Origin of the sequence: Paenibacillus lentimorbus NRRL B-30488 (assembly GCF_000411595.1) — a bacterium.
GTDB classification, from domain to species: domain Bacteria; phylum Bacillota; class Bacilli; order Bacillales; family Bacillaceae; genus Bacillus; species Bacillus velezensis.
Genome location: NZ_ANAT01000025.1, coordinates 20186 through 33092 on the forward strand (window position 1 = coordinate 20186; position 12907 = coordinate 33092).

Annotated in this window: 10 protein-coding genes and 2 pseudogenes; 9 read left to right on the top strand and 3 right to left on the bottom strand. The window is 47.2% G+C overall.

What is annotated here, in order from left to right; translation table 11 throughout:
• Window positions 1-27: 27 nt before the first annotated feature.
• The 3 genes from D368_RS13970 to D368_RS13980 form a co-directional block, all read right to left on the bottom strand.
• Window positions 28-312: an antimicrobial peptide LCI gene (locus D368_RS13970; protein WP_077721764.1), complete on the bottom strand. Its 285-nt coding sequence runs from the start codon at window positions 310-312 to the stop codon at window positions 28-30.
• A 180-nt stretch (window positions 313-492) separates the two neighbouring features.
• Window positions 493-1086 carry a tunicamycin resistance ATP-binding TmrB gene (gene tmrB / locus D368_RS13975; protein ID WP_128574908.1) on the bottom strand — a complete coding sequence of 198 codons (594 nt, stop codon included), beginning with the start codon at window positions 1084-1086 and terminating at the stop codon, window positions 493-495.
• Window positions 1087-1140: 54 nt separating this feature from the next.
• A complete protein-coding gene (locus D368_RS13980; RefSeq protein WP_128574909.1) occupies window positions 1141-1929 on the bottom strand; it encodes a sugar phosphate isomerase/epimerase family protein in 789 nt (262 codons plus the stop codon).
• 198 nt (window positions 1930-2127) lie between these two features.
• Here D368_RS13980 and D368_RS13985 point away from each other — a divergent pair, with 198 nt between their 5' ends.
• From D368_RS13985 to D368_RS14025, 9 genes and pseudogenes are all read left to right on the top strand, one after another.
• Window positions 2128-3438 (top strand): MFS transporter, encoded by a 1311-nt coding sequence (locus D368_RS13985; RefSeq protein WP_032857845.1) that lies wholly within the window; start codon window positions 2128-2130, stop codon window positions 3436-3438.
• 125 nt (window positions 3439-3563) lie between these two features.
• A complete protein-coding gene (locus tag D368_RS13990; protein WP_003156609.1) occupies window positions 3564-4124 on the top strand; it encodes a shikimate kinase in 561 nt (186 codons plus the stop codon).
• A gap of 144 nt (window positions 4125-4268) precedes the next feature.
• On the top strand, window positions 4269-5225 hold the full coding sequence (cah, locus tag D368_RS13995) for a cephalosporin C deacetylase (RefSeq protein ID WP_025284201.1): 957 nt from the start codon (window positions 4269-4271) through the stop codon (window positions 5223-5225).
• 65 nt (window positions 5226-5290) lie between these two features.
• Window positions 5291-6074, top strand: a pseudogene (locus D368_RS14000) (nucleotidyltransferase domain-containing protein).
• 187 nt (window positions 6075-6261) lie between these two features.
• Window positions 6262-7173 (top strand): proline dehydrogenase family protein, encoded by a 912-nt coding sequence (locus D368_RS14005; protein WP_087920787.1) that lies wholly within the window; start codon window positions 6262-6264, stop codon window positions 7171-7173.
• Window positions 7174-7190: 17 nt separating this feature from the next.
• Window positions 7191-8738, top strand: a complete 1548-nt coding sequence (gene pruA, locus D368_RS14010; RefSeq protein WP_025650331.1) for an L-glutamate gamma-semialdehyde dehydrogenase — start codon at window positions 7191-7193, stop codon at window positions 8736-8738.
• Between the two features lie 91 nt (window positions 8739-8829).
• Window positions 8830-10284 carry a sodium/proline symporter PutP gene (gene putP, locus D368_RS14015; protein ID WP_017419372.1) on the top strand — a complete coding sequence of 485 codons (1455 nt, stop codon included), beginning with the start codon at window positions 8830-8832 and terminating at the stop codon, window positions 10282-10284.
• A gap of 157 nt (window positions 10285-10441) precedes the next feature.
• Window positions 10442-11676 (top strand): annotated as a pseudogene (gene putR / locus D368_RS14020) (proline utilization transcriptional regulator PutR).
• A 197-nt stretch (window positions 11677-11873) separates the two neighbouring features.
• Window positions 11874-12884, top strand: coding sequence for an NAD(P)/FAD-dependent oxidoreductase (locus D368_RS14025; protein WP_128574910.1), 1011 nt, complete (start codon window positions 11874-11876; stop codon window positions 12882-12884).
• The last annotated feature ends 23 nt before the right edge of the window (window positions 12885-12907 follow it).

Here is a 12907-nt window from a genome sequence, read left to right on the forward strand (position 1 = left end):
TTGAAAGGGAGGTTTTTGTTATCGTTTTTATTTATCTACACTTTCATAAACCCCTATCCAAATCCCTCTGCCGCTGTCATAAGTTTTACTTTTGAAAATCCACGTTGTTCCGTTTAAAACGAAAGAAGCAGCGAAATTGCCGTCAGGGCTTTGAACGAGCTTGATGGCATTAATGCCAACATCTGCTTTCGTTGAGATTGGGCTATTTTCCACGGATGCGGATGCTGTTGGTGATGCGGCAAAGGCAGGAGCGGCAGACATCAGTAAGGCAAGAGACAGCGCAGAACCGGTTAACACTTTTTTGAATTTCATTTCGAACACTCCCTTTTCAAATGAAATGTATTACAGTGTTAATAATTAGATGATTATCCATATAATTCCTTCTTTATTTCTAAAATTTTTTTCTTAAATTGAAAAAAAACATCCCTTCGGAGGGACTTTTTATTTATTGATCCATTTGCATGGATCAGGGACATGTTTTCAAAACGTTTTTTATTTGATACGGATATGATTCAGCTTCACCATCAATCTGTTGGTGAATCTTCGAAGGCTGCCTCTCGAATCAGGCTCAAGAGGCAGATTTGCTTGGGCAACGATCGTTTCTGCGACCTGCTGAATAGACATTTGGTCTGTATGGAGATGTTCTGCGAAGAGGCTATCAGACAGGCTGTTGATGCAGCGGTCGATTTGTTTTGCGGCCCAGGAGTTTTTTCCTTCCGCTCTGGTGCGCAGGCGTTTCAGCAATGTTTCCTTTGAAGCCAGCAGGGTAAAGTGGTGAATGGTCCGGCCATCCTGTCTCAGCCTGCTGATAATGTCATGGAAGTATTGATCGTTCGTAATGGTCATGGGCACAATGATGATGCCCTGATATGTATCTGACAAATAGGAAAGCATGCTGTAATTGAATTCCCGCCACAGAGGGTAGCTTTGAAAGTCATCTTCAGCGATATCCGGCGGTATCATCGAACGCATCGCAAACCCCATCTTTTCAGGATCATATACGTAAGACGGTTTCAGTCTTCTGTGCAGTTCAAACGCTGTTTGTGTTTTTCCGGAACCGAAAGCCCCATTTATCCAAATGATCATCATGATATCCCCCTTTTTCTATATGATACAAAAAAAGACCCTTCGATCGAAGAGTCAGCGGGAAAAAACAGACGTATATTCCCGGAGCGATTCCTTTATATGCGTAAAGGCATGTTCTCCAAAATACTCAAGAGAAACAAAACCGTCATATTGTCTGTTCATCAGCTCTTTTAAAAATGCTTTTTGATCGAGATCTCCTTGAAAAATCGGAGTTGGCTTGCTGAGATACCAGTTGTCAAAATTCCAGTGATAGTTTTTCAGATGAATATGGCTTACGGTATGATACAGCTTTTCTAAAGCGGACATTTGGTCAACGTGATTGACGTGTAGGTTGGAGCCGTCAAAAATGGTGCGGACCCGCGGATGTCCGACATCCTCCAAAAATGCCAGCGCCGCCTCCGGTGTATCCGCGTACGTATCGTAATGAATCTCAAGCCCGATATCGACTTCATAGTCATCTGCGAGCCGTGCCGACTGCTGAAATTGATCAACCGCACGTTGCCACTTTTCCGGTGACGTCCGATGCGCAGGAAGATTGCCGGCAAAGACTCTGATCAAGGGGCTGTGCAGCTGTCGTGCCGCGCTTAATGCCCTTTGAACATCCTTTAACGCCTGCCTTTCATCCTGAGCGGCGAAGTCAGTGTACAAACTGACGGCAGGCACCCCGATGCCTTCCTCCTGAAGCTGCTGATCAAGCCTGTCGAGCGGGCCGATTTCCTCTATATATTGTTTAGCGTGTCCGTACCACAGTTCGATTCCGTCAAAGGAGTGCTCCTTTGCGAAAGAAATGATGTCGAAAATATGCTTTTTTTTAAATCCTGTCGTGCAAAAACTCAGTTTCATCGGTAATCCTCCCGTAACTGTATATGTGTACTTTTCCCCGGGTGAGATACGGATAAACAGGTGAAAAGGGCAGACACTTTTATAAGCAGGGTGTCAGTGCGGCATACAAATTGTTTAGCGCTTTTTTGCGTCAAAGTATTAAATAATTGACCGAAGTGTTGTACAATTAATTTCATTCGAGTAAGGGGGGAGAAGCCATTGAAAAATGAAACGGAGCTGACGGACTTCAGTCCCGTCCGCAATAAACCGACTCGCGCTCGTTATGTGATACTGTTTCTTTTGTTTTTTATCACTGCGATTAATTATATAGACCGTGCCAGTGTATCCATCGCCGCCCCGTCCATTCAGACATCGCTGAACATAAGCCCCGCGCTTTTGGGCGTCGTCTTTTCCGCATTCAGCTGGACCTATACGGGTATGCAGATTCCCGGCGGGCTCATTTTGGACAAATTCGGGTCAAAACGGACGTACGGCGTTTCTTTAATGATCTGGTCTGTTTTCACCGGAGTGCAGGCTTTTGCGGCCAGTTTCGGGTTTTTATTCGGCTGCCGCCTGATTATCGGGCTGGCTGAATCGCCTGCGTTTCCGGCAAACAACCGGATTGTCACGACATGGTTTCCAAGGCGGGAACGCGCCTTTGCGACGGGTGTTTATACGGCGGGGGAATATGTGGGACTGGCGTTCGCCACACCGGTTTTATTCTGGGTGTTAACGGCATTTGACTGGCGCGCCGTCTTTATTTCTTCAGGCGTGCTCGGGCTTGTTTTCTCCGTTTTCTGGTTCAAAATGTATCACGAGCCGAATCGGTACCGGAAAGTGAACCGGGAAGAGCTTGATTATATTAGAGAAGGCGGCGGACTGACAGAGGTGTCTGAATCAGCCGGCAGGATCACGTGGCGGGATTTCGTCCAGCTTCTTAAATACCGCAAGCTTGTCGGCTTGTATATCGGCCAATTCGCCGTAGCCTCCACGCTGTTCTTCTTTTTGACATGGTTTCCGACTTATCTGGCGGAGGCAAAGCACATGGCATTCTTGAAAGTCGGCTTCGCCGCATCAATCCCGTATATCGCCGCCTTTTTCGGCGTATTGTTCGGCGGATATTGGTCTGACGGAATGATGAAACGGGGCGTGTCGGTGAACGTTGCCCGAAAAACCCCCGTCATCCTCGGTCTTCTGCTGACAGGCTCCATCGTGCTCGCGAATGTTACGGATTCTGCTCCTGCGGTTTTGACGATCTTATCCATTGCTTCTTTTGCGCAGGGCATGTCCAATATATCCTGGACGATGCTGAGTGAGGTGGCGCCAAGCGAAACAATCGGATTGGCAGGAGGCGTGTTTAACTTTTTCGCCAATATGGCCGGCATTATCACCCCGCTTATCATCGGGTTTATCGTTTCTGCGACCGGTTCATATAACGGAGCGATTCTGTTTGTCGGCGCTGTCGCATTTATCGGGGCATTTTCTTATATTTTCATTGTCGGAAAGGTGGAACGCATTACGCTCCGATAGAAAGAAAAACTCATCTCTTCTTATAAAGGATGGGTTTTCTTTCATTGCATTATCTCTATATTTCAATATTGAGTTATCATATAATAAACATAACTTTTTCATTTCTTAGGAGGATTTCGCCGAAGATGAACGCAAAACGTGCCATTCCCGTAAGAGAAAGAAATATCGTACTGATCGGATTCATGGGGGTCGGAAAGACAACAATCGGCCAGCTGGTCGCTAAGAAATTATACAGAGACTTCATTGATATTGATTTGCAGATTGAGAAAGATTTCAATATGTCCATCCCTGAAATGTTTGAGAAAAAAGGTGAAGCCTTTTTCCGTCAGACCGAAAAGGATTATATATTAGATATCTGCCGCAATACGAAATTCAAGATCGTGTCGCTTGGGGGCGGTTCGTTTAAACAAGAGGAAATCAGACAGTGCTGCCTTGAAAACTGTCTCGTGCTCCATCTGGATCTATCATGGGAGAATTGGAAGCAGCGGGCTGACCTGCTGATTGAAAGCCGTCCCGTTCTGCATAACCGTTCCATGGATGAAATGCAGCAGCTCTTTAACGAGCGCCAAAGCATCTATGATAAACATAATTCAAAAGTGGCAACGGATAATCTGGAACCAGAAGAAATCGCCGATTATATCGTAGAAACGTTAAAAATCGGCTGGGATCTGTATCAGCCGATGTAAAAAGAGCCGTGACGCTGTGAGCGTACGGCTTTTTTGTTTTCTTTTAAACAAACGTTTATTAAAATGTTTAGAAAATGAGTGTAAAATCGTGTTAAGATAGAGTCAGAAAATTAAATCTTATAAAACAAAGGAGAATAATCGGATATGCAATTATACGACTTGCCGCTCGACCAACTGCAAACCTATAAACCAAATAAAACCGCTCCTCATGACTTTTCGGATTTTTGGGCATCATCATTACATGAGCTTGCAAAGGAAGAGGCAAAGCCTGAATTGACGGCTGAAAGCTACCCGGCTGACGGCGTGAAAGTATTCCGGCTGACATACCGAAGCTTCGGCAAGGCGGAAATTGAGGGATGGTACGCCGTTCCCGACCGGCAAGGACCGCATCCGGCAATAGTGAAATATCACGGCTACAACGCGAGTTATGACGGAGATATACATGACATCGTAAATTGGGCGCTTCACGGATATGCCGCGTTCGGCATGCTTGTCCGCGGCCAGCACAGCAGCACAGATACAAGCGTTTCACCGCACGGACACGTTCCCGGCTGGATGACGAAAGGGATTTTAGATAAAGATACATATTATTACCGCGGCGTGTACTTAGACGCCGTCCGGGCTTTGGAAGTCATCAGCGGCTTTGATGAAGTGGATGAGACGAGAATCGCCGTCATCGGGGGGAGCCAGGGAGGCGGACTTTCAATCGCCGCGGCGGCACTATCTGACATTCCGAGAGCGGTTGCGGCCGATTATCCTTATTTAAGCAATTTTGAGCGGGCCATTGATGTCGCTCTTGATGAGCCGTATCTTGAGATTAACTCCTTTTTCAGAAAGAACGGCAGCCCTGAGACGGAGAAGGCCGCGATGAATACACTGGCCTATTTTGATATCATGAATCTGGCGGACCGCGTAAAAGTTCCGGTGCTCATGTCCATCGGGCTGATTGACCGCGTGACTCCGCCGTCGACGGTGTTTGCCGCTTACAATCATCTGGAAACGGAAAAAGAATTGAAGGTGTACCGATATTTCGGACATGAATACATACCTTCTTTCCATACGGAGAAGCTGGCCTTTCTGAAAGCGCATCTGAAAGGCTGACAACAGCGAAAAGCCCAAGTACTTGGGCTTTTTTCAGGAATGATCACGGAAAAGGACGGATACAGATGGAACAAAGGATCATCGAAGAATTAAAACGAATTGAAGCACAGCACGGCGTCAAGGTGCTTTACGCCGTAGAATCAGGGAGCCGCGCATGGGGATTTCCGTCAAGCGACAGCGACTACGATGTGCGGTTTCTCTATGTGCCGAAAAAAGAATGGTACTTTTCGATCGAACCGCATAGGGATGTCATAGAAGAGCCGATTCATGACATGCTAGACATCAGCGGCTGGGAACTGAGAAAAGCGCTGCGGCTTTTTAAAAAATCAAATCCGCCTCTTTTGGAATGGCTCTCTTCTGAGATGATCTATTATGAAGCTTTCTCAGCGGCTGAAAAGCTTCGAAAACTGAAAATCCGTGCCTTTTCACCTGAAGCCTGCATTTATCATTATCTCAATATGGCAAAACGGAATGAAAAACGGAATTGCAGGGCAGTGAAGTGAAGATTAAAAAGTATTTTTATGTTCTGCGTCCTCTCCTTGCCTGCAGATGGATTGAAACGTTCGGCTCCGCACCGCCGATGTCATTTCCCGTACTGGCCGATGCCTTATTGACGGATGAAGCGCTCATTTCTGAAATCAATATACTGCTTACAAGGAAAAAAGCGGTCAGGAGCTGGCTCCGGAACCGAGAAATACGTTGATTCATGCGTTTATAGAAGAAGAAATAGAACGCATCGGACACTATGTCAAAACGATCAAAACGTCGAAACCTGACATAACGGAGGAACTGAATCAGCTATTGATTCAGACCGTCGAAGAGGCGTGGGGGGAAAAAGGCGGAAATTGACGATTGCCGTCATTTCCGTCCGCCTTTTTTCGACATAATCCGCCTGCTATCTAAGAAGCTGATTGTGGTAAAACCACAAAAATTTATCAGAATCTTTGTATTTTTAGAATATTGTGAGAGGATGTTTTGTCCATTTACAATAGACTCATACAAATACTTCTTAGATTGCGGGGTGTTAAGGTTGGAAGTGATTACAAGAGATTTTTTCTTATTTTTATCCAAGAGCAGCTTTCTCAATAAGATGGCGCGAAGCTGGGGAAGCCGTGTGGCAGCCGGCAAAATCATCGGAGGAATGGATTTCCGCAGTTCTATCCCGACAATCCGACATTTGAACAGCCAGGGGCTGTCAGTTACTGTCGATCATTTGGGAGAATTTGTAAACAGCGGTGACGTCGCGAAAGAACGCACCGAGGAGTGCATGCAGACCATCGCCTTAATTGCTGATGAACAGCTGAATTCCCAAGTGTCATTAAAAATGACGTCTTTAGGTCTTGATATAGATCTCGATCTCGTCTATGAAAATATGACGAAAATCCTCCAGACGGCTGAAAAACATAAAGTCATGGTGACGATTGACATGGAAGATGAAACGAGATGCCAGAAAACGCTGGATATCTTTAAAGACTTCCGGAGCCGGTATGAATATGTAAGCACCGTGGTGCAGGCTTATCTGTACAGAACGGAGAAGGATCTTGATGACCTCAGCCCGCTGAATCCGTTTCTGCGGCTTGTCAAAGGGGCCTATAAAGAATCGGAAAAGGTGGCCTATCCTGAAAAAAGCGACGTCGATGAAAATTATAAAAGACTCATCCGCAAACAGCTTTTAAAAGGACATTATACGGCAGTCGCCACGCATGATGACAAAATGATCGAGTTTACAAAACAGCTTGCCAAAGAGCACGGCATTCCAAACGACCGTTTTGAGTTTCAGATGCTGTACGGCATGCGCTCGCAAACCCAGCTCAGCCTGGTGGAAGAAGGATACCGCATGAGAGTCTACCTGCCTTACGGGGATGACTGGTACGGCTATTTCATGAGACGGCTCGCCGAACGCCCCTCAAACATCGCATTCGCCTTTAAAGGAATGACTAAGAAGTAAAAAAGGGAGAGATGACAATGACTACACCTTATAAACACGAACCATTCACGAATTTCCAAGATCAATCGAACGTTGAAGAATTTAAGAAAGCGCTTGCGAAGGTAAATGAGTATCTGGGAAAAGATTATCCGCTCGTCATCAACGGTGAAAAGGTAGAGACGGAAGCGAAAATCGTTTCAATCAATCCGGCTGATAAAGAAGAAGTCGTCGGAAAAGTGTCAAAGGCGTCCCAGGAACACGCTGAGCAGGCGATTGAAGCGGCTGCGAAAGCGTTCGAAGAGTGGAGATACACATCCCCTGAAGAAAGAGCGGCCGTTCTGTTCCGCGCAGCTGCCAAAGTCCGCCGCAGAAAGCACGAATTCTCCGCCCTGCTCGTCAAGGAAGCGGGAAAACCTTGGAACGAAGCTGATGCGGATACGGCGGAAGCCATCGACTTTATGGAATACTACGCGCGCCAGATGGTTGAATTGGCAAAAGGCAAGCCGGTCAACAGCCGCGAAGGCGAGAAGAACCAATATGTCTACACACCGACCGGCGTAACGGTCGTCATTCCGCCATGGAACTTCCTCTTTGCGATTATGGCGGGAACGACGGTGGCACCGATCGTAACGGGCAACACGGTCGTTCTTAAACCGGCAAGCGCGACACCGGTCATCGCGGCGAAATTCGTAGAAGTGCTTGAGGAATCAGGCCTTCCGAAGGGCGTTGTCAACTTTGTGCCGGGAAGCGGAGCGGAAGTGGGAGACTATCTCGTCGATCACCCGAAAACAAGCATCATTACGTTTACGGGATCACGTGAAGTCGGTACGAGAATTTTCGAACGCGCGGCGAAAGTGCAGCCGGGCCAGCAGCATTTAAAGCGTGTTATCGCTGAAATGGGCGGTAAAGATACGGTTGTTGTCGATGAGGACGCGGACATTGAATTGGCGGCTCAATCCATCTTTACATCAGCATTCGGCTTCGCGGGACAAAAATGTTCTGCAGGTTCACGTGCAGTTGTCCATGAAAAAGTGTATGATCAAGTATTAGAGCGCGTCATCGAAATCACTGAATCAAAAGTGACGGCAAGCCCTGACAGCGCTGACGTGTATATGGGACCTGTCATCGACCAAGGTTCTTACGACAAGATCATGAGCTACATTGAAATCGGAAAAGAAGAAGGCCGTTTAGTAAGCGGCGGCACCGGAGATGATTCAAAAGGCTACTTTATCAAGCCGACGATCTTCGCTGACCTTGATCCGAAAGCCAGACTCATGCAGGAAGAAATTTTCGGGCCGGTCGTGGCGTTTTCTAAAGTATCAAACTTTGATGAAGCACTGGAAGTGGCCAACAATACTGAATACGGTTTGACAGGCGCGGTCATTACAAATAACCGCAAACATATTGAACGGGCGAAACAGGAATTCCATGTCGGCAACCTGTACTTCAACCGCAATTGTACGGGAGCGATTGTCGGCTACCATCCGTTCGGAGGCTTCAAAATGTCCGGCACTGATTCAAAAGCGGGCGGCCCGGATTATTTGGCCCTCCACATGCAGGCGAAAACAATCAGTGAAATGTTTTAAGAGGGACTGAATGGGCATCCTCCTCGCGGGGGGTGTCCATTTCACCATAAACCTATAAAGCGGAGGAGGAAATGCCATAGCAAACATTCAGTTGATTATTTCCATTTGTATTTATATGGCGGGCATGCTGTTTATCGGTTATTTCGCCTACAGACGGACGTCGAATCTGACGGATTACATGCTCGGGGGGCGTTCTTTAGGCCCTGCCGTCACAGCGCTCAGCGCGGGAGCGGCGGATATGAGCGGATGGCTCTTGATGGGGCTTCCTGGCGCCATGTTCTCGACGGGATTAAGCGGCGCTTGGATTGTAATCGGACTTGTGCTCGGGGCTTGGGCGAACTGGCTTTTCGTGGCGCCGAGGCTGAGAACGTATACCGAAAAAGCGGGGAATTCCATCACCATTCCGGGTTTCCTTGAAAACCGTTTCGGTGATCATACGAAGCTTCTCAGACTGTTTTCGGGTCTCGTCATTCTCGTTTTTTTCACATTTTACGTATCATCCGGCATGGTGTCCGGAGGCGTCTTATTCAACAGCATTTTAGGGTTGAATTACCACACGGGACTGTGGGTCGTGACAGGCGTCGTTGTCGCCTACACCTTGTTCGGGGGCTTTTTGGCGGTAAGCTGGACGGACTTTGTTCAAGGGATCATTATGTTTGCGGCGCTTATTCTTGTGCCGATTGTGACGATTTTCCATACGGGCGGCCCGGGGGAAACCGTTGCCGATATCCGTTCCGTCAACCCGGAACTGTTTAATATGTTCAAAGGGACGACCGTCCTCGGCATTATTTCTTTATTTGCGTGGGGGCTCGGCTATTTCGGGCAGCCGCATATTATTGTGCGTTTTATGGCGATCACATCCGTGAAAGAGATCAAACGCGCCAGACGGATCGGAATGGGATGGATGATTTTGTCTGCACTCGGCGCGCTGTTTACGGGTCTTGCGGGAATCGCGTATTACCACCAGCGCGGGTTGAAGCTGGATGATCCGGAAACCATTTTTATTCAGCTCGGCAACATTCTGTTCCACCCGATTATTACGGGATTTCTCATTTCTGCGATTTTAGCGGCCATTATGAGTACGATTTCGTCTCAGCTGCTCGTTACGTCCAGTTCTTTAGTGGAGGACTTGTATAAGTCCATGTTCAGGCGTTCAGCTTCTGATAAGGAACTCGTATTTCTGGGGAGAATGGCAGTGCTTGCGGTGTCAATCGTCGCCCTGGTGCTCGCCTGGGAGAAAAACAACACGATACTTGGTCTTGTCAGCTATGCATGGGCGGGATTCGGCGCTTCATTCGGGCCGGTCGTACTGCTCAGTTTATTTTGGAAACGGATGACGAAATGGGGGGCACTCGCCGGCATGATTGCGGGAGCGATTACCGTAATCATTTGGGCGAATGCCGGTCTTTCAGACTTTTTGTACGAAATCATTCCGGGCTTTGCTGTAAGCCTTGCCGCTGTATTTGTCGTCAGCTTATTGACACAGGCTCCGTCAAAAGATGTCACAGATCAGTTTCATGACTACCGTGATACACTTTCTCAATAAAAGCAAGGAACGAGAGGAAGAAGGGACCGCCCTTTTTCCTCTTTTCACGATACAGGCTTTCGGATCATTCCGTTTTGGGAGTATATGAATTTTTTTCTATACAAAAAGTCACCCCTCAGAGTATGATAAAGATAAAAAGAGCATAGGAGAAATAGGTATGGAAGAGCTTTTAGAGAGAGTTTTTTCATTTACGGACATTGATAAATTAATTGATTTCATCAGTTATGAATTGCAGAAGCCCGTTATTCTGGAAAGCGCGGATTTCTTTTTGCTTGCCTATAATTCTTATTACATTAATCACTTCGACTCCGCCAACCAGCAGACGATATTCTCAAAAAAATGCCCCGTGCAGATTTTTGAAAGGTTTCTGAAGGACGGGGTGATCGAAAAGCTGAAAACCGTTCCTGAACCGTTCCGTGTCGAAAAAATAGACAGTATCGGACTGAATCAGAGAGTGGTTGTAAGCGCAAAACATAAAGGGGAAGTGATGGGCTACATCTGGATTCAGGAGCTCGACCGAAACTTGACGGACGAGGAGCTCGATTTTTTATATGAAACTTCATTCCATGTCGGAAAAATCATCTATAAAACGAACCGGCTGAAACAGGAAAAAGAAGAGAGAGCGGAAGACCTGGTGAAACGGGCGATCTTTCAGCAATTCTCCTCTGAAAAGGAGTTCAGGCGGGAAGCGGAAAAGATGAACGCCGTGCTGCCGTCGGTTTTTTCGGTAGTCGTCCTGCACGCCGCAAATGGGGATGGGGAGGCAGTCGAAGATGTAAAGGAAAATATCAAATCGTACTTGAATTTGCGGGATAAAGTCAGCCACGTCTTAACCATTGATTCCAATATTGTCATCGTCGTCGCAAGCTTCTCGCAAAAAAGCTCCGGCACTTCGGCAGCATCTGAATTCATCCACAAACTGCTGACTCATTTTCACTTTCAGAAGATCCCCACTCCCATCTATATCGGAATCGGCAATGAATACAGCAGCATCCTGAAGCTCGGGAAAAGTTATATAGAAGCCCTTGAAGTCATAAAGGCCGCCGAAATTACCGGAAATCAGGAAAATATCCCGTACGAATACAGTAAGCTCGGGATTTACCGCTATCTTGAAAGCATCGAAGAAAAAACGCCTCACTGGAATATGTAAACGATGATTTAGCGTTATTAAAAGCCAAAGACAGAGAAAGCAGCACCGAACTGCTGAAAACGTTAGAAATCTATCTCCTCAATAACTGCAAAACAAAACCAGCCGCAGAACAGCTTTTTATTCATCAAAACACATTGAACTACCGCATCAAACAGATTCTTGACATGACATCAATTAATTTAAACGACTTCAGGACAAGGTGCCAGCTGTATCTCGATATCATGCTGATGAAAAAGAGATAAAAAAGAAACCAGTCGCCGTACTGGTTTCAGTTTTAATACCTTCCCGCTTATCAATCTCAGAACCTCGCTTCTGAATCACTCCTTTCCCGCAAGATGAGAAATGAATAAACACTGCTCCTCAATATGTGTTATACTTTCATTGATATTGATTCTCAATTAAAAATGTATGAAGTATAGATATAACGGGAGGCAGAACGATGGCGGAAAATCATGAGGTGTATGACGTCACGATTATAGGCGGAGGCCCGATCGGCCTGTTTGCGGCTTTTTATTGCGGGATGCGGGAGCTGAAAACGAAGGTGATCGAGTTTTTACCGCGGCTCGGAGGGAAGGTGTCTATGTTTTTCCCTGAAAAAATCATCCGTGATATCGGCGGAATACCCGGGATTGCCGGAGAACAGCTGATTAAGCAGCTGAAGGAGCAGGCGGCGACATTTGAGCCGGATATCGTGTTGAATCAGCGGGTGGCCGGATTTGAGCGGCTGAAAGACGGAACCATTGTGCTCGAAAGTTCCAAAGGGGAAAAGCACTATACGCGCACGGTGATTTTGGCCGTCGGCATGGGGACGCTTGAGGTCAATGAACTTGACAGCGCGGATGCGAGCCGTTATTCAGGAAAGAACCTTCATTATAAGGTGGAGAAGCTTGATGCGTTTCGAGATAAGCATGTCGTGATTTCCGGAGGGGGAGATACCGCGGTTGACTGGGCGAATGAGCTGGAACCGATTGCGGCGTCTGTTACCGTCTTGCACCGCCGTAAGGAGTTCGGCGGTTTGGAAAGCAGCGTGGCGAAAATGAAGCGGTCTTCCGTGCGGGTGCTTGCGCCGTATCGTCTGAAGCATCTCAATGGCACCGGGGAACGGATCGAGAGCGTCACCGTTTGCCAAACTGAGTCCGGACTTTCTGAAGTCATCAAGCTTGATGAGCTCATTATCAACCACGGGTTTAAAATTGATCTCGGTCCGATGAAGGACTGGGGGCTTGAGATAGAAGAAGGCAGGATTAAAGCTGACAGACATATGCGGACGAATCTTCCGGGCGTGTTTGTCGCCGGTGACGCCGCCCATTATGAAAGCAAGCTCAGACTGATTGCCGGCGGTTTCACGGAGGGGCCGACCGCCGTGAACAGCGCCAAAGCCTATTTGGACCCGCAGGCGGATCAGATGGCGATGTATTCGACTCATCATAAAAAATTGGTGACACAATAAAACAGGGCTGACCCCCGATGCTG